Origin of the sequence: Micromonospora sp. NPDC053740 (genome assembly GCF_040677775.1) — a bacterium.
Lineage (GTDB): Bacteria > Actinomycetota > Actinomycetes > Mycobacteriales > Micromonosporaceae > Micromonospora > Micromonospora alfalfae.
In genome coordinates this window covers 224,197-244,228 of the sequence record NZ_JBFASO010000007.1, presented here as the reverse complement: position 1 = coordinate 244,228, position 20,032 = coordinate 224,197, and the positions used below count along the sequence as shown (strand labels likewise).

The 20,032-nt window shown below is 74.3% G+C and carries 19 protein-coding genes; 8 read left to right on the top strand and 11 right to left on the bottom strand.

Annotation, left to right across the window (positions count from 1 at the left end; all coding sequences use genetic code 11):
- Nucleotides 1-251: 251 nt before the first annotated feature.
- The 9 genes from AB0K35_RS20210 to AB0K35_RS20170 all read right to left on the bottom strand — a co-directional run bounded on the left by AB0K35_RS20210 (nucleotide 252) and on the right by AB0K35_RS20170 (nucleotide 10,691).
- Nucleotides 252-650, bottom strand: coding sequence for a DUF3040 domain-containing protein (locus AB0K35_RS20210; RefSeq protein WP_030334542.1), 399 nt, complete (start codon nucleotides 648-650; stop codon nucleotides 252-254).
- Between the two features lie 116 nt (nucleotides 651-766).
- The gene (locus tag AB0K35_RS20205) at nucleotides 767-2,026 is read right to left on the bottom strand and encodes a DNA polymerase IV (protein WP_238667392.1); all 1,260 of its coding nucleotides are present in this window, start codon (nucleotides 2,024-2,026) and stop codon (nucleotides 767-769) included.
- A gap of 62 nt (nucleotides 2,027-2,088) precedes the next feature.
- Nucleotides 2,089-3,261 carry a nucleotide pyrophosphatase/phosphodiesterase family protein gene (locus AB0K35_RS20200; protein ID WP_363886803.1) on the bottom strand — a complete coding sequence of 391 codons (1,173 nt, stop codon included), beginning with the start codon at nucleotides 3,259-3,261 and terminating at the stop codon, nucleotides 2,089-2,091.
- On the bottom strand, nucleotides 3,258-4,025 hold the full coding sequence (locus AB0K35_RS20195) for a methyltransferase domain-containing protein (RefSeq protein ID WP_357362897.1): 768 nt from the start codon (nucleotides 4,023-4,025) through the stop codon (nucleotides 3,258-3,260). Before AB0K35_RS20195 ends, AB0K35_RS20200 begins: the two co-directional genes overlap by 4 nt.
- A 76-nt stretch (nucleotides 4,026-4,101) precedes the next feature.
- Nucleotides 4,102-4,278, bottom strand: a complete 177-nt coding sequence (locus AB0K35_RS20190) for a hypothetical protein (RefSeq protein ID WP_167492956.1) — start codon at nucleotides 4,276-4,278, stop codon at nucleotides 4,102-4,104.
- 93 nt (nucleotides 4,279-4,371) lie between these two features.
- Complete coding sequence (locus AB0K35_RS20185; protein ID WP_363886800.1) at nucleotides 4,372-7,755, bottom strand: error-prone DNA polymerase; 3,384 nt, start codon at nucleotides 7,753-7,755, stop codon at nucleotides 4,372-4,374.
- A 48-nt stretch (nucleotides 7,756-7,803) separates the two neighbouring features.
- Complete coding sequence (locus tag AB0K35_RS20180; RefSeq protein WP_238667396.1) at nucleotides 7,804-9,417, bottom strand: DNA polymerase Y family protein; 1,614 nt, start codon at nucleotides 9,415-9,417, stop codon at nucleotides 7,804-7,806.
- Nucleotides 9,414-10,139 carry a hypothetical protein gene (locus tag AB0K35_RS20175; RefSeq protein ID WP_196918923.1) on the bottom strand — a complete coding sequence of 242 codons (726 nt, stop codon included), beginning with the start codon at nucleotides 10,137-10,139 and terminating at the stop codon, nucleotides 9,414-9,416. The genes AB0K35_RS20180 and AB0K35_RS20175 overlap by 4 nt, the downstream gene beginning before the upstream one ends.
- Before the next feature lie 102 nt (nucleotides 10,140-10,241).
- On the bottom strand, nucleotides 10,242-10,691 hold the full coding sequence (locus AB0K35_RS20170; protein WP_007463070.1) for an SAV_6107 family HEPN domain-containing protein: 450 nt from the start codon (nucleotides 10,689-10,691) through the stop codon (nucleotides 10,242-10,244).
- A 445-nt stretch (nucleotides 10,692-11,136) separates the two neighbouring features.
- Between AB0K35_RS20170 and AB0K35_RS20165 the strand changes: the two genes are divergently transcribed.
- From AB0K35_RS20165 to crtI, 6 genes are read left to right on the top strand one after another with little or no spacing between them, the layout of a single operon-like run.
- On the top strand, nucleotides 11,137-11,625 hold the full coding sequence (locus AB0K35_RS20165; RefSeq protein WP_357362902.1) for a YbaK/EbsC family protein: 489 nt from the start codon (nucleotides 11,137-11,139) through the stop codon (nucleotides 11,623-11,625).
- On the top strand, nucleotides 11,622-12,374 hold the full coding sequence (locus tag AB0K35_RS20160) for a monooxygenase (protein ID WP_238667398.1): 753 nt from the start codon (nucleotides 11,622-11,624) through the stop codon (nucleotides 12,372-12,374). Before AB0K35_RS20165 ends, AB0K35_RS20160 begins: the two co-directional genes overlap by 4 nt.
- A complete protein-coding gene (locus tag AB0K35_RS20155) occupies nucleotides 12,371-12,922 on the top strand; it encodes a GNAT family N-acetyltransferase (protein ID WP_124817698.1) in 552 nt (183 codons plus the stop codon). The genes AB0K35_RS20160 and AB0K35_RS20155 overlap by 4 nt, the downstream gene beginning before the upstream one ends.
- Nucleotides 12,919-13,797 (top strand): carotenoid biosynthesis protein, encoded by an 879-nt coding sequence (locus tag AB0K35_RS20150; protein ID WP_363886797.1) that lies wholly within the window; start codon nucleotides 12,919-12,921, stop codon nucleotides 13,795-13,797. Before AB0K35_RS20155 ends, AB0K35_RS20150 begins: the two co-directional genes overlap by 4 nt.
- Nucleotides 13,794-14,921 carry a glycosyltransferase gene (locus AB0K35_RS20145; protein WP_357362909.1) on the top strand — a complete coding sequence of 376 codons (1,128 nt, stop codon included), beginning with the start codon at nucleotides 13,794-13,796 and terminating at the stop codon, nucleotides 14,919-14,921. Before AB0K35_RS20150 ends, AB0K35_RS20145 begins: the two co-directional genes overlap by 4 nt.
- Nucleotides 14,922-14,933: 12 nt before the next feature.
- Nucleotides 14,934-16,421 (top strand): phytoene desaturase family protein, encoded by a 1,488-nt coding sequence (gene crtI / locus AB0K35_RS20140; RefSeq protein WP_238667401.1) that lies wholly within the window; start codon nucleotides 14,934-14,936, stop codon nucleotides 16,419-16,421.
- Between the two features lie 71 nt (nucleotides 16,422-16,492).
- On the opposite strand, the gene AB0K35_RS20135 is transcribed toward crtI, so the two are convergent.
- The gene (locus AB0K35_RS20135) at nucleotides 16,493-17,182 is read right to left on the bottom strand and encodes a CDP-alcohol phosphatidyltransferase family protein (protein ID WP_112582773.1); all 690 of its coding nucleotides are present in this window, start codon (nucleotides 17,180-17,182) and stop codon (nucleotides 16,493-16,495) included.
- A gap of 44 nt (nucleotides 17,183-17,226) precedes the next feature.
- The gene (gene metF, locus AB0K35_RS20130) at nucleotides 17,227-18,144 is read right to left on the bottom strand and encodes a methylenetetrahydrofolate reductase [NAD(P)H] (protein WP_112623915.1); all 918 of its coding nucleotides are present in this window, start codon (nucleotides 18,142-18,144) and stop codon (nucleotides 17,227-17,229) included.
- A gap of 364 nt (nucleotides 18,145-18,508) precedes the next feature.
- Here metF and AB0K35_RS20125 point away from each other — a divergent pair, with 364 nt between their 5' ends.
- A complete protein-coding gene (locus tag AB0K35_RS20125) occupies nucleotides 18,509-18,898 on the top strand; it encodes a helix-turn-helix domain-containing protein (protein WP_363886794.1) in 390 nt (129 codons plus the stop codon).
- A gap of 9 nt (nucleotides 18,899-18,907) precedes the next feature.
- Entirely contained in the window at nucleotides 18,908-19,990 is a 1,083-nt protein-coding gene (locus AB0K35_RS20120; RefSeq protein ID WP_238667403.1) for a polyprenyl synthetase family protein, read from the top strand.
- The last annotated feature ends 42 nt before the right edge of the window (nucleotides 19,991-20,032 follow it).

Here is a 20,032-nt window from a genome sequence, read left to right as displayed (position 1 = left end):
GGGCGCGGGAGAAGACCCCAGACCAAGCACGATCACGCGGAAGAAGGCGCGGGAGAAGACCCCAGACCAAGCACGATCACGCGGAAGAAGGCGCGGGAGAAGACCCCAGACCAAGCACGATCACGCGGGAGAAGGCGCAGCGAAGAGGACGCGAACCGGGTAAGGGCGCGCGGATACGACGGAGGTCGCCGGGGGCTGTGCCCGGCGACCGCTCGTCGCGGCGTACGGCCCGCCTCAGCGGCGGGACCGGCTCAGCGGTGCCCCTCCGGGCGCTGCCGCCACCTGTCCTCCATGCGGTCCAGGATTGACGACCGGCGACCGGATCGGCCACCGCGGGGACGACGACGACTCGTCGTGCCGCCCACCACGTGCAGGTCGGGTGACTGCGCCCGCCGGTGCGACTGCACCGCGAACGCGGCCGACGCCAGCATGACGACGAAGCCCGCCACCGCCAGCGGTGGAGTCTTGATCACCGCGCCATAGACCAGTAGAGCCAAGCCAGCGATGATGACGCCGGCGGCGACGAGCAGGCGACGCCGCGCATGGAAGCGCGGATCGCTGGCGCGCACGGCCGAGGCGAATTTGGGGTCCTCGGCAAGCGACCGCTCGATCTGCTCGAACAGCCGCTGCTCGTGCTCCGAGAGCGGCACGGCACTCCTCCCCGGTCACGTTGGTCGGGCCCACTCGGGCCGACAGACCGTGGCAGCCAACCGGCTGCTTACCCGCAAGTCTACGAGGGGGGTCGCGCGTCGGAAAGCGGGACGACCTATGGGCGGGGTGGATTTTCGTTTCGACGGGGATCACGGTCGCCCATCAGACTGGCCGGACCTATGACGGACCGCCCGAAACGGGCAGCGGCGGCGTCCGCGGCAGCTTCCGCTTCGCGCCAGCCACGCTCGGGCGCGCCGAGGGTGAGTTGCCGGGGAGCGCCCTGCGACGGGGCGAGTCCTTCCACCCGGACACCGACGAGTCGGATCCGCTCGCCGGGGTCCAACGCGGTGTAGAGCGCCCAGACCGTGTCGAACATCTCGCGGGCGGTGTCGGTGGGAACGTCGAGGGTGCGAGATCTGCTGACGGTGCGGAAGTCGGCCAGCCGGACCTTGAGTGAGACGGTGCGCCCGACCTGCTCGGAGCCGCGCAACCGGACACCGACCTTCGCGCTGAGCGCCAGCAACGCGCGGCGGATCTCCAACGGGTCGGCCACGTCGACGTCGAAGGTCACCTCGGCGCCGATCGACTTGTCGACGTGCTCGGGGCTGACCCCGCGCGGGTCGCGCCCCCAGGCCAACTCGTGCAGGTGCGACGCCGAGGCGGCACCGACGGCTCGGCGGAGCATGCCCACCGGCGCCTCGGCGAGGTCGCCGACTGTGCTCAGGCCGAGCCGGCGTAGCGCCTCGGCGGCGCGCTCCCCCACCCCCCACAGGGCGTCCACCGGCAGCGGGTGCAGGAAGTCGAGCACCTGCCCCGGGGGCACGACCAGCAGGCCGTCCGGCTTGGCCCGGGTGGAGCCCAGCTTGGCCACGAACTTGGTCGGCGCCACCCCGACCGAGCAGGTCAACGCCTGCTCGTCGGCGACTCGGCGACGGATCAGCCGGGCGATGGTGGCCGGAGAGCCGAAGAGCCGACGGGCACCGGTCACGTCGAGGAACGCCTCGTCGAGGGAGAGCGGCTCCACCAGCGGCGTGACGTCTCGGAAGATCTGCATGACGGCCCGGGAGGCGGCCGTGTAGGCGGAAAAATCCGGTGGCAGGTAGACCGCGTGGGGGCAGCGGGCCCTCGCCTGACTGGTCGGCATCGCGCTGCGGACGCCGTACCGGCGGGCCTCGTAGCTTGCCGAGCTGACCACCCCGCGCGGGCCGACACCGCCGACGATCACCGGCCGGCCGCGCAGCTCGGGGCGACGACGCACCTCGACGGCGGCGAAGAAGGCGTCCATGTCGACGTGCAGGATCGGGCTGGCGGAGTCGTCGGCGTCCGGCCCGAAGCGCGGATCGTCGCCCCGGGGCAACGACTGGCTGCGGCCCATCCCGGCAGGTTAACCCGGAGGTACGACACCACCATCGGCCAGCGGGCCGAACCGTCAGCGGGTCAGCCCCGGACGACCAACAGCGGCACTGTCAGCTCCGCCGCGGTGTCCGACCCGTGGTAGGCCACCAACTTCGACGCCATCGGCCGCTCGGTGCGACTGGCCATGACCGCGTACGTGTCGTTGCAGATCGCCACCACGTCGCCGATCCGGCCCAGGTGCTCCTCGGCCACCGGCCCGAACCAGCCGGTGGCCACCAGCTCGTCGCGGGTGCGTACCCGGGCCGTGGCGCCCAGCACCTCCGACCAGGCGGCCCGCACGTCGTCGACAGCGCCCGGCTCGACGTGCAGGTAACGCACCCGGGCCTCGCCGGCCACCAGCCGCACGCCGGCGCGCAGTCGCGGATCGGTGTCCAGGTCGAAGCGGTGCGCGGCAGGGATGTCGAGCTGCCCGTGGTCGGCGGTCACCAGCAGCGCGGCGTCCGGCGGCAGCCCGTCGACCAGTCGGGTCACCAGGGCGTCCACCTCGGTCGCGGCGACCCGCCAGGGCGCCGAGTCGACGCCGCTGATGTGGCCGTGCCGGTCCAGGTCGGCGTGGTAGCCGGAGACCAGTGTGGGCCCGGCCCCGGCGGCCAGCGCGGCCAACATGGCGGTGGCCACCGCGTCCCCGCCGGCGGCGCCCCGGAAGTCGCCGCCCCGGTTGGCTGCCACCGTCAACCCGCTGCCGCCGAACTCTGGCCGACTCACCACGCTCGTCGTCACCCCGGCAGCGCGGGCCCGCTCCAACTGGGTGGGCACCGGCTGCCAGCGCAGCGGCGACGGATCGGCGGCCCAGTCGGTGTGGGTGAGCACCCGATCGGTGCCGGGCACCCGCACTGTGAAGCCGAGCACGCCGTGCGCGCCCGGCGCGGCACCGGTGCCCAGCGACACCAGGCTGGTCGGAGTGGTGGACGGGAAACCGGCGATGAGCGGCCGGGCCACAGTCGCGGCGAGCCCGGCGATGGTCGGCGCGTACGGGGCCGCGGTCGGCAGCTGGTACCAGCCGAGCCCGTCGACGAGCAGCACGGCGATCCGGCGTACCCCGGCCAGCGCGGGCCGGAGCCCCAGCGGGTCGGTCGAGCCGGGCACCCCGAGCACCGCCAGCGCGCTGGGCAGCACGTCGGCGAGGCGACCCCCGCCGTGGCCCGGCCCGAGGATCTCCAGCGGCGCCGGCCGGCCACCGGCCTCGGCGGTCATGCCGGCCGGCGGGCGAACAGGTGCAGTTGGGCGGCCAGGTCCCGGTACGGCGGTTGGGCGGCCAGCGCACGTTCCAGCTCGACCACTGCGGCGGACTGCCCATCGGCGACAGCGGCAGGCAGCAGGTCGGCCAGCACGCGTACCCCGTGGATCTCCTCGACCACCAGCCCGGCGGCGCCGAGCAGCGCGGCGGCGCCGGGGGCGTCGTAGCGTCGGCGCAGCGTGTCGCGCGGGCCAGCGGTGCCGGCCGGATCGGCGGCCAGGGTGGTCGCGACGTCCAGGTGCCCGTTCATCGCACGGCCCAGCACGGCGGCGGCCCGGCCGGCCACCAGCACACTGGCCGCGCCACCCGGGCGCAGCGCGGTGGCCAGCGCGGTCACCACCGGCGTCGGGTCGTCGACCACCTCCAGGACTGCGTGGCAGAGCACCAGGTCGACGCCGGCCGGCTCGACCAGCCCGGCGAGGGCGTCACCGTCGCCCTGCACGGCGACGATCCGGTCGGCCACCCCGGCCTCGGCGGCGCGGCGGGTGAGCGCGGCGAGCGCGTCGGGGCTGGCGTCGACGACTGTGACCCGATGCCCGGCGCGGGCCAGCGGAACGGCGAAACCGCCGGTGCCGCCGCCCACGTCCAGCACTGTGAGCTCGGCGTCGCCGCGCCGGTCCAGCTCGGCGCGGAGCACCGACCAGATCACGGCGGTGCGGGGTGTCAGCGGCGGCTCGGCGAACCGGCCTGGGGTCTGCTCCACCCGGCCGAGCCTAGTCACCCGGCCCGGTGGTGGTGCGGGCGTGTGGCGGGGGGCGCCCACCACACGCCCGATCGGTGCGTGGCGCGGCGGCCGGTCAGGCCTCGGTGCCCTCGGCCTCGTCCTCCGCCCGGGACCGGCGCTCGTTGGCCACCGGACCGTTTGTCACCTCGTACTCGCGGGGGTCGGCGAGGTGCGACGGCACCCAGCCGGTGCCCAGTCGGGTCCGCCGGGCGTTGGCGATTCCACCGGTGTACGCGTGATTTCCCGTCACTGTCGTTCCCCCTCACGGATCACGGGCCGCTCTGCCCGCTCGGGACGAGTCTCCCGCTCGACGGCTCGGGAAACCGTAATGTGGATCACTGAATCAGCGGAAGTCACGGGAGGCCGGACTCACCGGTGGCTCGATGGCGTCCAGCCGGTCGGCGATCAGGTTGGTCACTCCCTCGTTTCGCTGCAACCGCCCCCGGACCACCAGCGCGGCGCTGGTCCGCGCCACCCGCCGGTAGCGCTGCCACAGCCCCGGCGAACAGGTGACGTTGAGCATCCCCGTCTCGTCCTCCAGGTTGAGGAAGGTGACCCCGCCCGCCGTCGCCGGGCGTTGCCGGTGGGTGACGATGCCACCGACCCGGATCCGCTGCCCCGGATCCACCCTGCCGAGCCGGGCGATCGGCACCGCGCCGAGCACGTCGAGCTGACCCCTGATGAACCGGGCGGGATGGCTCTCCGGTGACAGCCCGGTGGCCCACACGTCGGCGACCAGCCGATCCACCGCCTCCATCCCGGGCAGCGTGGGTGCCGCCGCGCCGGTCACAGTGCCGGGCAGCCGACCCGGTCGGTCCTGGGCCGCCGCGCCGGCGGCCCACAGCGCCTGCCGCCGGGTCAGCCCGAAACAGGCGAAGGCGTCCGCAGTGGCCAACGCCTCCAGTTGCGCGGCGGTGAGACCGACCCGCCGGGCCACATCCGGCATGTCCCGGTACGGCCCGCCGACGGCCCGTTCGGCCTCGATCCGTTCGGCCACGTCGACGCCGAGGGTCCGCACACTGGACAGGCCGAGCCGGACGGCGGGGCCGCCCAGCCCCCACGCGTGCGGCGGCTCCCCCGGCCCGCTGCCCCACCGGGTCTCCGGGGTGGACTCCAGCACCGCCAGGGCCCCGCTGGCGTTGATGTCCGGACGACGGACCTCCACCCCGTGCCGGCGGGCGTCGTCGACCAGGGTCTGCGGCGAGTAGAAACCCATCGGCTGGGCGTTGAGCAGCGCGGCCAGGAACGGCGCGGGGTGGTAACGCTTGAGCCAGGAACTGGCGTAGACCAGGTAGGCGAAGCTCATCGCGTGGCTCTCCGGGAAGCCGTAGCTGGCGAACGCGGTGAGCTTGCGGTAGACGTCGTCGGCCAGCTCACCGGTGATGCCCCGCTCGGCCATCCCGGCATAGAGCCGGTCGGCGATCCGGGTCATCCGCTCGACCGACCGTTTCGCGCCCATCGCCCGGCGCAACTGGTCGGCCTCGGCCGCGTCGAAGCCGGCCAGGTCGATGGCGAGCTGCATCAACTGCTCCTGGAACAACGGCACACCAAGGGTCTTCTCCAGGGCGTTGCGCATCAGCGGGTGCGCGAAGGTCACCGGCTCCTGACCGTTCTTGCGGCGGATGAACGGGTGCACCGAACCGCCCTGGATCGGACCGGGGCGGATCAGCGCCACCTCGACCACCAGGTCGTAGAACTCGCGGGGCTTGAGTCGGGGCAGGGTGGCCATCTGGGCCCGGCTCTCCACCTGGAACACCCCGACCGAGTCGGCCCGGCAGAGCATGTCGTAGACCTCCGGGTCGTCCAGGGTCATGTCACCCAGGTCGAGCCGGGACCCGATCATGTCGTAGCCGTAGTGCAGGGCGGAGAGCATGCCCAGGCCGAGCAGGTCGAACTTGACCAGGCCCACAGCGGCGCAGTCGTCCTTGTCCCATTGCAGGACGCTGCGCCCGGGCATCCGCCCCCACTCCACCGGGCAGACCTCGATCACCGGCCGGTCGCAGATCACCATGCCGCCGGAGTGGATGCCCAGGTGCCGTGGGAACGTCTGCAACTCGTTCGCGTACTCCACCACCTGCTCGGGGATGTTCTCGACATCGACAGTGGCGACCGAGCCCCACCTGTCGATCTGCTTGCTCCAGGCGTCCTGCTGCCCCGGCGAGTAGCCGAACGCCTTGGCCACGTCCCGCACTGCCGACCGGGGCCGGTAGGAGATGACGTTGGCGACCTGGGCGGCGTGCTCCCGGCCGTAACGGGTGTAGACGTGCTGGATCACCTCCTCCCGGCGGTCGGACTCGATGTCCACGTCGATGTCGGGTGGGCCGTCCCGTTCCGGGGCGAGGAACCGCTCGAAGAGCAGTTGGTGCCGGACTGCGTCCACATTGGTGATCCGCAACGCGTAGCAGACCGCCGAGTTGGCCGCCGAACCCCGACCCTGGCAGTAGATGTCCTGGTCACGGCAGAACGTGACGATGTCGTAGACCACCAGGAAGTAGCCGGGGAACCCCAGTTCCTCGATCATGTTCAGTTCGTGGTCGAGTTGCGCGTACGCCGTCGGGTGCGCCTGCGGCGGCCCGTAGCGCTCGTGCGCCCCGTCAGCTGTCAGCTTCCGCAGCCAACTCATCTCGGTGTGCCCCGGCGGCACCGGGTACGCCGGTAGCTGCGGCGCGACGAGCTGAAGGTCGAAGGCCAACTCGGCGCCGAACTCGGCGGCCCGCGCCACCGCACCCGGGTACGCGGCGAACCGGGCCGCCATCTCCGCGCCGCTGCGCAGGTGGGCGGTGGCCGCCGCGGGCAACCAGCCGTCGATCTCGTCCAGGCTGCGTCGGGCCCGGACCGCGGCGACGGTGGTGGCCAGCCGACGCCGGCCGGGGCTGGCGTAGTGCACGTTGTTGCTGGCCACCGTCGGCAACCCGGCCGCGGCGGCCAGCTCGGCGAGCGCGTCGTTACGGTCGGCGTCGATGGGGTGGCCGTGGTCGGTCAGCTCCACTGCCACCGTCTCCGCGCCGAAGAGCGCTGTCAGCCGGTCCAACTCGCGGGCCGCCGCGTCCACCCCGTCGGTGAGCAGCGCCCCCGGCACATGCCCCTTGCGGCAGCCGGTCAGCACCAGCACATGGTCACGCAGCTCGGCGGCGACCTCCTCCAGGTCCCCGTAATCCGGGCGGCCCTTCTCCCCGCCGCGTAGCTGGGCGCGGGCGATGGTGGTGGCCAGCCGGGCGTACCCCTCGTGGCCGTGCGCGAGCACCAGCAGGTGCGCGCCGTGCGGGTCAGGCTCGCCGTTCTGCGGGCCGGGCAGGCCGAGGGACAGCTCCGCGCCGAAGATGGTCGGCAGGCCCAGCGTCCGAGCCGCCTCGGCGAAGCGGACCACCCCGTAGAAGCCGTCGTGGTCGGTGACGGCGAGCGCGGTGAGCCCCAGCCGGGCCGCTTCCTCGGCCAGCTCCTCCGGGTGGCTGGCGCCGTCGAGGAAGCTGAAGTTCGTGTGCGCGTGCAGCTCCGCGTAGGGCACCACGCCGTCGGGGCGGGTCAGCTCCGGTGGCTCGTACTGCTGGCGCTTACGGCTCCAGGCCGGGGAGTCACCGCCGTCGGCGTCCACGGCGAGCGGGTCCACCACGTGCAGGTGCCGCTCCTCACGCGACCGACCGCCGCCCGACCGGCCGCCGCCGCTGGCCCGCCCGGAGAGCACCCGCTCCAGCTCCGACCAGGGCATCTTCGGGTTGTGAAAGCTCATCGAGCCGCCCTCGTCGGGGCATCCGCCGCAAACCTGGGGAGCACCGGCTCAGTCATAGATCGCCTCCACCAACCACTGCCCGGCCTCGACGGCCAGCAGCAGGGCGGCACCGTCGGCCAGGCTGACCTGGAACCGGGCCCGTCGACGGGCCTCGACCGGCGCCCACCACCGCTCGTCCACGGGCCACGGGCCGGCCCAGCCCACGATCTCCGCCGGCTGGCCGGTGCCGACCACCAGCCGAGCCGGTGGGGCGCTCACCGCCAACCGCGCGCTGATCACCACCGGCTCGCCGGCGGCGTCGTGCACCGTCGCCGCGAGCGGGTTGGGCAGCACCACCGCCGGCGCGGGCGCCGGCAGCCGGCCTGGCCACGGCGGAGCCCCGCCTCCACCCCGGCCGGTGCCCGGGTCGGCGCCGGCATCGGCCGGCGGGCCAGGGCGGGCGGGGACGCGTTCGTCGCCCCACGGCACCAGTCGCACCTGGTCGGCCGGGGAGCGCCCACCACCGAGCACCGCGGTGACCACCGCTTCCGGGCCGAGGATGCCCTGCACCCGGCTCAACGCCCGGTGCGCGCGTTCCCGCTCCTCGCCGGTCTCCCCCCAGAGGCCGGCCTGCAGACCGGCCTGGGCGATCACCCCGTCCGGTATCAGTCGCAGCCGGATGATGCCGGCCGTCGGTCGGGCCGGCCGGGCACCGGCGCGGCCGTTGCTGCCGGAGAGCCACCCGTCGAGCTGCCAGCGCACCCGGTCGGCGATGGCCGAGGCGGTGAGCAGGCCATCGTGCCGCCATACCCGGTGCAGCTCCTGCCCGTGCTCGGTGACCGCCTCGATGCCGAGCCGGGTGCAGGCCAGCCCGTGCCCGGCCAGCCGTTCGTGCAACCGCTCGGCCAGCGCCCGGGCCACGAACGCCGCCGCGTCGACCCTGTCGATCGGCTCGTCGTGCTCGGCGGTCACCGTCAGGTCGGCCGGCGGCTGCCGGACGGCGAGTGGGCGGTGGTCCCGCCCGGCGGCCAGCCGGTGGGCCAGCGCACCGTCGAACCCGAACCGGGCCAGCACGTCGCCGGCCGGCAGGGCGGCGAAGTCGCCGAGGGTGCGTACGCCCAGCCGACGCAGCAGGTCGGCCAGCGCCGACCGGCCGAGCGCCTCGACCGGCAACCCGGCCAGGAACTCTGGTGTCCCACCCGGTGCCACCACCCGGCCGGCGCGAGCGGCCAACCCGGCCGCGAACACCCCGTCGGCGATGCCGACCTGGCTCTCCACCAGGCACGACTGCGCCACGTGCTCGATGATCCGCTCAGCGGCCGCCTCCTCACCGCCGAGGTAGCGGCCCGGCCCCCGGGCGGCCACCGCGCAGGCCCCCGGACGGACCACCTCGACGCCGGCGACCAACTCCTCCACCGCGGCGACCACCGGCTCGAACGCCCGGGCGTCCCGACCGGGGTCGTACTCCACGACGGTGAGCTGCGGGCAGCGCCCCTGCGCCTCCCGCTTGCGCAGCCCTCGACGCACCCCCTCGGCGCGAGCCCGCTCGGAGCAGGCGACCACCCGATTGGCGTGCAGCACGGCGACCGGGCCGGTCGCCGGCACCCCGTCGACGATCTCGGCGGCGAGCACCGGCCAGTCCGGGCACCACAGCAGCAGCGTGCGTGCCGGGGCGCCGGTCATCCCCGACCGACCAGCGCGAGTGGCGCGGCCGATCGGCCCACGGGCGACGGCAGCGTACGAGGGATCACCCGGGTCAGCTCGTCACCGGGGAGCCAGACCTTGATCTCCTTGGGCCGGGCGGCTGCCCCGCGCCCGCGCGCCGAGACGGTGATCTCCCGGCGGCGCAACCGCCCCCGGCCCAGCCCGAGCCCCTCCCAGACTCCCCGGACCACCTGCAGCGTCACATCCGCGCCGTCCCACCGGCCGTACGGGACGAGCACGCTGCCGCGCTGCCGGGCCCGGGCCGCCAACCGGGTGGCGACCGAGGCGGAGACCGAGGCCGGCACTGTGGTGACCACGACGTCCACCCCGTCGATCAGCGCGGCGACCACTGTGGCCCACTCGGGGCCGGGGTTCGGCACCAGGGCCAGCCGGTCCAGGGCGATGCCCAACTCAGCCGCCGCGCCCGCGCCGAACGTCGGCACCCCGACCACGGCGCACCACGAGCCGGCCCGGGACGCCTCGGCGAGCAGGGCCAGCATCAGCGAGGTGCCACCGCTGCGGCGGGGCTGGCCGGCGGCGACCGCGATGGTGCTGCCCCGGCGCAGACCCCGGTTGGGCAGCAGACCGGTCAGCTCGGGCACCACCGGCAGCACTCGGTGGCCACCGACCGGGTCGGGCGCGCTCGCCGGGCGCACCAGATCGGCCAGCGCGGCGGAACCGACCACCATGCGGCCCGCCATTGGACCAACTCCCCCGTCGTTGCTGTGGATCAGATCAGGACCGGCACGCCGTGCCACCGGCCGCCCGGCTCCCCCCGCAGGGCGGCCGGTGGCACGGCGGGATCAGGCGGCGAGGCCGTCCAGGGCCGGTTGGTGGGCCACGCCGAGCGCGGTTTCCACCACCGTGACGAACTGTTCGGCAGCGCGGAGCAGATCGTCGGCCTCCCGGGCGCTGACCACCCGGGGGATGCCGGCCTCGGCGGCGGCACGCTTGCTGGCCCCCGCGGCGAAGAACCGGGACCACTCGTCGAGCTCGGGAGCGACGGCGCAGAGGAGGACCCAGACGCTGGTGATCCGGTTGCGTCGACTCGGCGCGGGTCGGGCCCGGGCGGCGAGCAGAGCCGCCGCCGCGCGCAGGGCGGCCAGGTGGGCAGCTGCGTAGCGCAGGCCGTCAGGTCGGGTCTGGCCGGCCTCGACCAGCCCACGGCGGGCCAACGTGAGGAGTTGGGCGGGGGTGCGGTGCGGCAGCACGTGCGCCGGCACCGTCGGTGCCTGAGCCGGGTTGGTCGGCATGGATGTCTCTCCTCCACGTGGCCGAGACGTCACTGCGGTGGCTGATGCCACCGACGAGACGCCGAGGTCGGGGTGGTGCGGAGGAAGACGCACCGGGTGTGGCCGGCCGGGTGTGGATGCTTCCCCACACCACACCCGGCCGGCGGACCGGCGGGTGCGTCGCCCGCCGCCCGGGGGTCGTGGGCGGTGGGCGACGCTCCTGCCTGTTGGGACCAGGCTCGCGACTGCCCGGAAACCCAGGTGCGGCCCGCGGAGCCGCACCGCCCGGAGGTGGCGCCGCGAAACGCCGCGCTCCGGCTGGTTGGAACGGACGTTCGAGGCAATCGAACACTCGTTCTAACTGCTGCTGACAGTACACCTCCCCTCCGACGAAAATGCAACGTGTGACGCGCCGAGCGTGCCGGCCGACTGAACCGGCCACCAACGGACCGGGAAGAATGGCGGGATGCAGCCACACCCGAACGTACGGGCGGTGCAGGACGCGCTCACCGCCGCCGGCACGCTCGACGGCGCCGGTGAGCCCAGCATGGTCCGTCTGCTGCCCGACGCGGTACACACCGCCGCGGCGGCCGCCGAGGCGCTCGACGTCGAGGTCGGCCAGATCGCCAACTCACTGATCTTCGACGCGGACGACACGCCGTTGCTCGTCCTCACCTCCGGCGCACACCGGGTCGACACCGCCGGTCTGGCGGCATCGATCGGCGTCACCCGACTGCGCCGGGCCACCCCGGAGTTCGTCCGGGCCCACACCGGGCAGCCGATCGGCGGGGTCGCCCCACTCGGGCACCCCCACCCGCTGCGCACCCTGGTGGACACGGCGCTGGCGGCGTACCCGGAGATCTGGGCCGCGGGTGGCGTACCCCAGGCGGTCTTCCCGACCACCTACACCGAGCTGTTGCGGGTCACCGCCGGCACCCCGGCCGAGGTGGCGTGAGCGAGCGAAGCAGCAGTGCCGCTCCGGAACTGGTCACGCTGCACGTGTGGCGGACCTCCCGTGGCACGCTGCCCCGGGCGCTGACCCGGATGGCGATGGACCCCCGCCGGTTGCGGGCCCTCCCCGGCGTCCGGTTCGGCAAACTGCTGGGCACCGGAACCGGCACCGACTTCGGGCCACGGGACGCCGACCTGACCCGGTGGGCGGCGCTGACCGTCTGGGACTCTCCCGCCGCGGCGGCCGGCTTCGACGACTCGCCGGTCGGACGGGCCTGGGCGCGCATCGCCCACGCCCAGGCGCGAATCGACCTAAGCCCGTTGACCAGCCGGGGCGAGTGGTCCGGCCAGCAACCGTTCGGCGACCCGTCGGGCGGCCGGGTCACCGGCCCGGTGCTGGCACTGACCCGGGCCCGGCTGCGGGCCCGCCGGGCGGCCACCTTCTGGCGGGCGATCCCGCCGGTGGCCGCCGCCCTGCGCGACGCGCCCGGCCTGCTGGCCCGGTTCGGGGTCGGAGAGGCCCCGCTGGGTTGGCAGGGCACGGTGAGCGTGTGGCGCGACCCGACGGACCTGGTGGCGTTCGCGTACCGTCACCCGGAGCATCGGGCGGCGATCATGCGAACCCCCACCGCGGGCTGGTACGCCGAGGAGCTGTTCGCCCGGTTCGAGGTACGCGACGTGGTCGGCGACCGGTCGGTGCTCGGGTGGGTCGCCGACGGCGGCCCGGAAACGGTGAAGGGTGGACGGGCATGAGGTTGGTGCGCTGGACGCCGGACGATCTCGTCCGGCGGCTGGACGACGTGGTGGCCGTCTACGGCGAGGCGATGGGATACCGCACCGATCTGCTGGAAGCCCGGCGCGGTTACATCGCCACCCACGTCCGCCGGCCGGGCTTCCGGGCGGTCGCCAGCCTGACCAGCGAGGGTCACCTCGCCGGCTTCGGCTACGGCTACCTGGGCGCTTCCGGCCAGTGGTGGCACGACCAGGTGCACCGCGCACTGGACGCCCCGACCCGCACGCGCTGGCTCACCCACTGCTTCGAGGTGGTCGAGTTGCACGTCCGGCCACCGGCGCAGGGGCACGGCCTGGGCACCGGTCAGCTACGCGCGCTGCTCGGCATGGCGGAGGGCGACACCGTGCTGCTGTCCACCCCGGAGGCCGACGAGCAGACCTCGCGGGCCTGGCGGTTGTACCGACGGTTCGGCTTCGTCGACGTGCTGCGCGACTTCCACTTCCCCGGCGACGAGCGACCGTTCGGCGTACTCGGTCGGGATCTGCCGCTCGAGCCACCGGCGTCATGACCCGGCGGATCTCCTGGACGCTGCTCGCCGTCCTGGTGCTCGCCCAGATCTGCTACCCGCTCACCACCGGCGCCACCCGGGCGGGGCTCACAGTGGCCACCGTCGTCCTCGGTTGGCTGCTCTCGGTCGGCCACGCGCTGCTCAGCCGGGGCCCACGGGTGGCGGCGGCGCTGGTCGCGGTGGCCACCGGCGGCGGGTTCGCGATCGAGGCGATCGGGGTGGCCACCGGCGTGCCGTTCGGCAGCTACGACTACTCCGGAGAGCTGGGCCCCAAGCTGGCCGGCGTGCCGCTGATCATTCCGTTGGCCTGGACCTGGATGGCCTGGCCGGCCTGGCTGGCAGCGGTCCGACTGACCGGCGGCAGGGACGCAACGGCGGGCGGCAGCGGGCCGACAGTCAGCGGCAGCGGGCCCGCTGTGGGTCGATGGGTGGGGCGGATCGCGCTGGCCACCGTGGGGCTGGCCGCCTGGGACCTCTTCCTCGACCCGCAGATGGTGGCCGAGGGCTACTGGGTCTGGCGCGACGCCACCCCGGCCCTGCCCGGCCTGGCCGGCATTCCGGTCAGCAACTACCTGGGCTGGCTGCTGTTCGCGGTGCTGATGATGAGCGCGCTGCGCCCGCTGGCCGGGCCGGCCACCGCGCACACCGATCGGCGGGACCACCCGATGGTCGCGCTGTACCTGTGGACGTACTTCTCCAGCATCCTGGCCCACGCCGTCTTCCTCGACCTGCCCGCCTCGGCGCTCTGGGGCGCCGCCGGCATGTCGGTGACCGCCGTACCCCTGACGGTGACCCTCCTGCGTGCCCGCCGGGGCGGTGACTCCGGTCGGGAGGCCCACCAGCCACACCGCCCCGGCGTCGACGCGACCCGATGACCGTCCTGCTCGCCCTGCTCATCGCCGTCGCCGCGTTGACCGGGCACACCTGGCTCAACGCCACCCGGTGGCTGCGCCGACCCACCGACCGGCCCGACGACGTCGACGAGCCGGTCACAGTGCTGCTGCCGCTGCGCGACGAGGCCACCCGGGTCACGCCCTGCCTGCGCGCCCTACTGGCCCAGCGGGGCGTACCAGGGCTACGCGTCGTGGTCCTCGACGACGGGTCCACCGACGGCACCGCCGACGTGGTCCGCGCGGTGGCCGGCGACGACCCCCGGGTCACGCTGCTCACCGGGGTCGCCCCACCGCCGGGCTGGCTGGGCAAGCCGCACGCCTGCTGGCAGTTGGCCACCCGGGCCGACCCGGACGCCACCGCGCTGGTCTTCGTCGACGCCGACGTGGTGCTCGCCCCGCACGCCGTGGCCGCCGCCGTCACCGAGTTGCGCGCCGCCCGGGTGACGCTGCTGTCGCCGTACCCCCGGATCGTGGTGGCGACGGCCGGCGACCGGTTGGTGCAGCCGCTGTTGCAGTGGCTCTGGCTGACCTTCCTGCCGCTGCGCGCGATGGAACGCTCGTCGCGGCCGTCGTTGGCCGCGGCGGGCGGGCAGTTCCTGGTGGTGGACCGGGCCGGCTACACCGCCGCCGGCGGGCACGCCGCGGTCGCCGACAAGATCCTGGAGGACGTCGAGCTGGCCCGGGCGGTCAAGCGGGCCGGTGGGCGGATCGCCCTGGCCGACGGCTCCCGGCTGGCCACCTGCCGGATGTACGACAACTGGCCGCAACTGCGCGACGGGTACTCGAAGTCGCTCTGGGCGTCGTTCGGGCACCAGGGCGCGGCGGCAGCCGTGGTGGCGGCGCTGCTGCTGCTCTACACCGCCCCACCGCTGATCGCGCTGACGGGTGCGGCGGCCGGCGCACCGAGGGTGGCCGCCGTGGGCCTGGCCGCGTACGTGCTCGGGGTGGCCGGGCGGGTGCTCACCGCCCGCGCGACCGGTGGCCGGTGGTGGCCCGACGCGCTCGCACACCCCGTGTCGGTCGTGGTCCTCGGTTGGCTGACCCTGCGGTCGTACCATCTGCGAAAGCGACGCCGCCTGACCTGGCGGGGCCGCCCGGTCAGCTAGGGAGGACGCGGCATGGCGCGGATCGTGGTCGTCGGCGCCGGGGTGGGTGGCCTCGCCACCGCCGCCCGGCTGGCCGCTACCGGGCATCAGGTGACCGTCTTCGAGCGGGCCGACACGGTCGGCGGCAAACTCGGCCGGTACGCGCACGACACCCCGGCCGGGTCGTTCCACTTCGACACCGGGCCGAGCCTGCTCACCCTGCCCGAGGTCTTCCACGACCTGTTCGAGGCGACCGGGGCGAAGCTCGACGAATACCTGGACCTGGTCCCGCTGGACCCGATCGTCCGACACATCTTTCCCGACGGTGGCCCGACCCTGGACTCGTGCGCCGACCCGGCGGAGTTCACCGCCCGGATCGGGGCCGCGTTCGGTGACCGGGCGGCCGCCGACTGGCAGCGGCTGTGGCGCCGAGCGGCGCGGGTGTGGCAGGCCTCCTCACGGGACATCCTGCGTCGTACCGTCGACTCCCCCCGCGACCTCGCGTCGCTGGCCTGGCGCGTCGGCGACCTGGCCGCCATCGCCCCGGGCCGCAGTCTGCGCGGCCTGGGCCGCCGGCACCTGTCCGACCCGCGGCTGCGGATGATGCTGGACCGGTACGCCACCTACACCGGCGCCGACCCACGTCGGGCACCGGCGGCGCTGGTCGCAGTCCCCTACGCCGAGCTGGCCTTCGGTGGCTGGTACCTGCGCGGCGGGCTGGGCACGCTCGCCGACGCGCTGCTGACCCGCTGCCTGGACCTCGGCGTGGTCGTGCAGACCGACGCCACTGTCACACGGATCGACGCCACCGGCGGCCGGGTGCACGGGGTACGCCTCGCCGGCGTCACCACCCCGGTGCCCGCCGACGTGGTGGTGGCCAACGTGGACGCGCTCACCGTCTACCGTGACCTGCTGCCGCACCCGCGTCGGCTGGCCGCGCTGACCGACCGCAGCCTCGCCGGCTTCGTGCTGCTGCTCGGCGTCTCCGGCAGCACCGGGCTGGCCCACCACAATGTCTTCTTCCCGGACGACTACGACGCCGAGTTCGACGCGGTATTCGGTGACCCCGGGCGCGGTGTACGGGCCCGGCCGGCGGCCGACCCGGCGGTGTTCGTCACAGTGGCCGACGACCCGATGGTCCGCCCAGCCGGACACGAGGCGTGGTTCGTGCTGGTCAACGCCGCCCGGCAGGGCACCGCCGCGGGCGCTGTCGACTGGCGACGCCCGGGGCTGGCCGACGCGTACGCCGACCGGATCCTGGACGTGTTGGCGCGGCGCGGCGTGGACGTGCGTGACCGGTTGCTGTTCCGCGAGATCCGTACCCCGGCCGACCTGGACGTGGCGACCGGCGCGCCAGGTGGCTCGATCTACGGCACCGCCGGTGGGCTGCTCCGCCCGGCGAACCGAGGGCCGGCGAACGGGCTGTGGCTCGTGGGTGGTTCCACCCACCCGGGCGGCGGGTTGCCGATGGTGACCCTCTCCGCGCAGATCGTCGCCGACGAGATCGGCCCCGCCTGGTAGACCCGGCCTACTCCAGCCGGCGCCTGTCCCGGTCAGCGCCTTTCAGCCGGTGTCTGCGGCCGCTGGCTCACTCAGTCGGCGTCGAGCAGGGCGCGGCGGATGCTGGAGAGCAGTTGCCCCAGGCCGAAACCGGCCAGCAGCACCCAGACCGCTGTCGCCATGGTGATGGTGCCGGCGGCCAGGTCCGGCTCGATCAGCCCGGCCAGCCCGGCGACCAGCAAACCGGCCAGCGCCACCGAGACCCGGGTGGGGCGTTCCCCCACTGTCACCGCGCCGATCTCCCGCATGCCGGCGGCGACCGCCCGCGCCCGGACGTACTCGTGCAACCAGGACAGCGCGCCGCCCGCGACGACCAGCCCACCCGGCGCGCCCACCAGCCAGAACGCCAGCAGCCACGCCACCTCACCGAGCCGGTCGGCGACCGAGTCGTAGACGTAGCCGAGCCGGGTGGTGCGGCCGGTGGCGACCGCCACCGCACCGTCCACGCTGTCCGCCACGGCGGCGAGCAGCACGAACAGCGCGCCGAGGAACGGCCCGTCCCCCGGCCGGCCCACCAGCAACGGTACGCAGAAGCAGAGCAGCACCCCGGCCACTGTGACAGCGGTGGGGCTGACCCGCAGTCGACCCAGCACATATCCGACGTGGTACGCGAATCGCAGCCAGGCGCGCACCACCGGCGCGGCGACCCGAGGGTCGAACCCGCCGTGCAACCGCGCCCACGCCGTGGCGTACTGATCCCAGTTCAGCTGTGTGCCCACCACGGATCAACCGTCGTGCCGGGCAACAGGTGTCGCAGGCGCATCGTTCACACGCGGGCGCCGGCCTTCAGGTTCTGCCAGACCTCGCGGGTCGCGGTGGACCGGTTGAGGGTGATGAAGTGGATCCCCGGCACGCCCTCGTCCAGCAGCCGGCGGCACATCTCGCTGGCCTGCTCGATGCCGAGCCGGCGGACGGCGTCCGGGTCGTCGGCGACGCGTTCGAAGCGGGCCGCCAACGCCGGTGGGAACGGCGCACCGGACAGCTGCACGGATCGCTCGATCGTGCTGAACTGGGTCACCGGCATCACGCCGGCCAGGATCGGGGTGTCACAGCCGGCGGCGGCCACCCGGTCACGTAGCCGCAGGTAGTCGTCGGCGTCGAAGAACATCTGGGTGACCGCGAACTCCGCGCCGGCCCGACACTTACGGACGAACTGGGCAGTGTCGCTGGCCACATCGGGCGAGCGGGGGTGCTTGTACGGGAAGGCCGCCACGCCGACGCTGAAGTCGCCGGCGTCACGCACCAGCCGGACCAGGTCCTCGGCGTAGTCCACGCCCTCGGGGTGACGGATCCACTCACCGCCCGGGTTGCCCGGGGGGTCGCCACGAACAGCCAGCACGTTGCGCACCCCCACCCCGGCGAGCCGGCCGACCACGTGCCGCAGCTCGGCGACAGAGTGGTTGACCGCGGTGAGGTGGGCCATCGGCAGCAGGGTGGTCTCGGTGGCGATCCGCTCGGTCACCGCCACTGTGGTGTCCCGGGTCGAGCCGCCGGCGCCGTACGTGATCGACACGAACGACGGGCGCAGCGACTCCAGCTCGCGGATGGCCTGCCAGAGCAGCTGCTCCCCCGCCTCGGTCTTGGGCGGGAAGAACTCGAACGAGAAGGTCGGCTGGTGCTCACGGATGAGCTCCCCGATCGCCGGCTGCGGATTGGGGAGTGTCGAGGGAAGACCGAGCGCCACGACCCGACTCTAGCGGTCGATGGCACCAGGACCCAGGCCCTTCCCACCCAGCGGCCGGTGCCGCCCGGTCCGGTGGGCGGCACCGGCCGGTCTGCCGTGAGCCGGTGGGCGGCTTCGCCCGGGTCCGCCGTGAGCCCGGTGGACGACGTCGCCCGGGTCCGCCGTGAGCCGGTGGACGGTGTCGCACCGCGCCTCGACCGACGGCGGAAAGGCGTCGTACCTCCGCTGTAGGAAGGGACGGTGCGGGAGGGGCGGCGGGGGTGGCCCCTGATCCCGCGCGGGGGTCAGCAACCGAGCGGTGACGCCGGTCCCGTCCGGTCGGGCGGGTAGGTCGTCACCGCACCGACGCCCGCCAGGAGGACACATGATCCCGCCCGCATCGCCGCGCCCCGTGCAGCTCGGGCCGCTGCTGGCCCGGCGCCGACTGGCCCGTGGCTGGAGCCAGCAGCGAGCCGCCGCCGAGTTGTGTGCCGCCGCCGGGGTGCCGACGCTGAGTCGGCACGAGGTTTCCCGGTGGGAGCGACAGCGTCGCGTGCCGGGCGGGTTCTGGCTCGGCTGGCTCGCCGTCGTCCTGGACGTGCCGCTGGTGGTGCTCGCGGAGGCCGCCGCGGCGACCCGTCGAGCCGGCTCGACGCGGGCCACCGGGCCGGGCCGCGCCGCGGCGGCCGGCGCGCGACCGGCCGGGCGGGCGGGTCCCGGGCGCACCGGCGGGACTACGCGTGGCGGTGGAGCACGAGCACGGACGACCAGCTAGCGTCGGGGCGTGACCCACGCTGCTCCCGTGTCTCCCGTCGACCGCGCCGGCCTGCGGCAGCGGGTCGACAAGGCTCTCACCGAGTTCCTGGCCGGCCAACGGGTCCGGCTCGCCGCAGTGGACGAGGCGTTGGGTCCGGTGGCCGAGGCGATCGAGGCGTTCGTGCTCGGCGGCGGCAAGCGACTGCGTCCCGCATTCGCGTACTGGGGGTTCCGAGGGGCCGGCGGGCTGGACGGCGACCAGGTGCTGACCGCCCTGGCCGCGCTGGAGTTCGTCCAGGCCAGCGCCCTGATCCACGACGACCTGATGGACCGTTCCGACACCCGTCGCGGCGAGCCCGCGGTGCACCGACGCTTCGCCACCCGGCATCGGGAGGCTGGCTGGGGCGGCGACCCGGACGGTTTCGGCGACGCCGCGGCCATCCTGCTCGGTGACCTGTGTCTGGTCTGGTCCGACGAGCTGCTGCACTCCGCCGGCCTGGACCTGTGGTCGTTGGCCCGGGCCCGGCCGGTCTTCGACGAGATGCGCACCGAGGTCACCGTCGGGCAGTACCTCGACGTGCTCACCCAGGTCACCGGGGACACCTCGGTGGAACGGGCCAGCAAGGTCGCCCGGTACAAGTCCGCCAAGTACACAGTTGAGCGCCCGATGCTGCTCGGCGCCGCGCTGGCCGACGCGCCGGAGGACGTGCGGACGGCCTACTCGGCGTACGGGCTGCCGCTGGGCGAGGCGTTCCAGCTCCGCGACGACGTGCTGGGGGTCTTCGGCGACCCGGCGCTGACCGGCAAACCGGCCGGGGACGACCTACGCGAGGGCAAGCGCACCTATCTGGTGGCGGCGACGGTGGAGGCCACCGACGACGCGGGTCGTGAGCTGCTGCTCGGCCGGCTCGGCGACCCGGAGCTGGACGAGGACGGCGTGGCCCGGCTCCGCGAGGTGATCTCGGGAAGTGGGGCGCTGGCCCGTACCGAACAGCGGATCACCACACTCACCGACGCCGCCCTGGCCGCCCTGACCGCCGTCGACCTCGACACCGAGGCCCGCCAAGCCCTGGTCGACCTGGCCATAGCCGCAACCCGCCGGTCCGACTAACCCCACCCGGCCCCCGCCTCCAGGCTTGGTCATGAGGTTGGC

What these genes read in the sequence shown, in the direction of transcription:
- AB0K35_RS20205 (WP_238667392.1), bottom strand. Translation starts at nt 2,026, where the DNA reads ATGGGCCGCAGCCAGTCGTTGCCCCGGGGCGACGATCCGCGCTTCGGG.
- AB0K35_RS20200 (WP_363886803.1), bottom strand. Translation starts at nt 3,261, where the DNA reads ATGACCGCCGAGGCCGGTGGCCGGCCGGCGCCGCTGGAGATCCTCGGG.
- AB0K35_RS20185 (WP_363886800.1), bottom strand. Translation starts at nt 7,755, where the DNA reads ATGAGCTTTCACAACCCGAAGATGCCCTGGTCGGAGCTGGAGCGGGTG.
- AB0K35_RS20180 (WP_238667396.1), bottom strand. Translation starts at nt 9,417, where the DNA reads ATGACCGGCGCCCCGGCACGCACGCTGCTGCTGTGGTGCCCGGACTGG.
- AB0K35_RS20175 (WP_196918923.1), bottom strand. Translation starts at nt 10,139, where the DNA reads ATGGCGGGCCGCATGGTGGTCGGTTCCGCCGCGCTGGCCGATCTGGTG.
- AB0K35_RS20170 (WP_007463070.1), bottom strand. Translation starts at nt 10,691, where the DNA reads ATGCCGACCAACCCGGCTCAGGCACCGACGGTGCCGGCGCACGTGCTG.
- AB0K35_RS20165 (WP_357362902.1), top strand. Translation starts at nt 11,137, where the DNA reads ATGCAGCCACACCCGAACGTACGGGCGGTGCAGGACGCGCTCACCGCC.
- AB0K35_RS20155 (WP_124817698.1), top strand. Translation starts at nt 12,371, where the DNA reads ATGAGGTTGGTGCGCTGGACGCCGGACGATCTCGTCCGGCGGCTGGAC.
- AB0K35_RS20150 (WP_363886797.1), top strand. Translation starts at nt 12,919, where the DNA reads ATGACCCGGCGGATCTCCTGGACGCTGCTCGCCGTCCTGGTGCTCGCC.
- AB0K35_RS20145 (WP_357362909.1), top strand. Translation starts at nt 13,794, where the DNA reads ATGACCGTCCTGCTCGCCCTGCTCATCGCCGTCGCCGCGTTGACCGGG.
- crtI (WP_238667401.1), top strand. Translation starts at nt 14,934, where the DNA reads ATGGCGCGGATCGTGGTCGTCGGCGCCGGGGTGGGTGGCCTCGCCACC.
- AB0K35_RS20125 (WP_363886794.1), top strand. Translation starts at nt 18,509, where the DNA reads ATGATCCCGCCCGCATCGCCGCGCCCCGTGCAGCTCGGGCCGCTGCTG.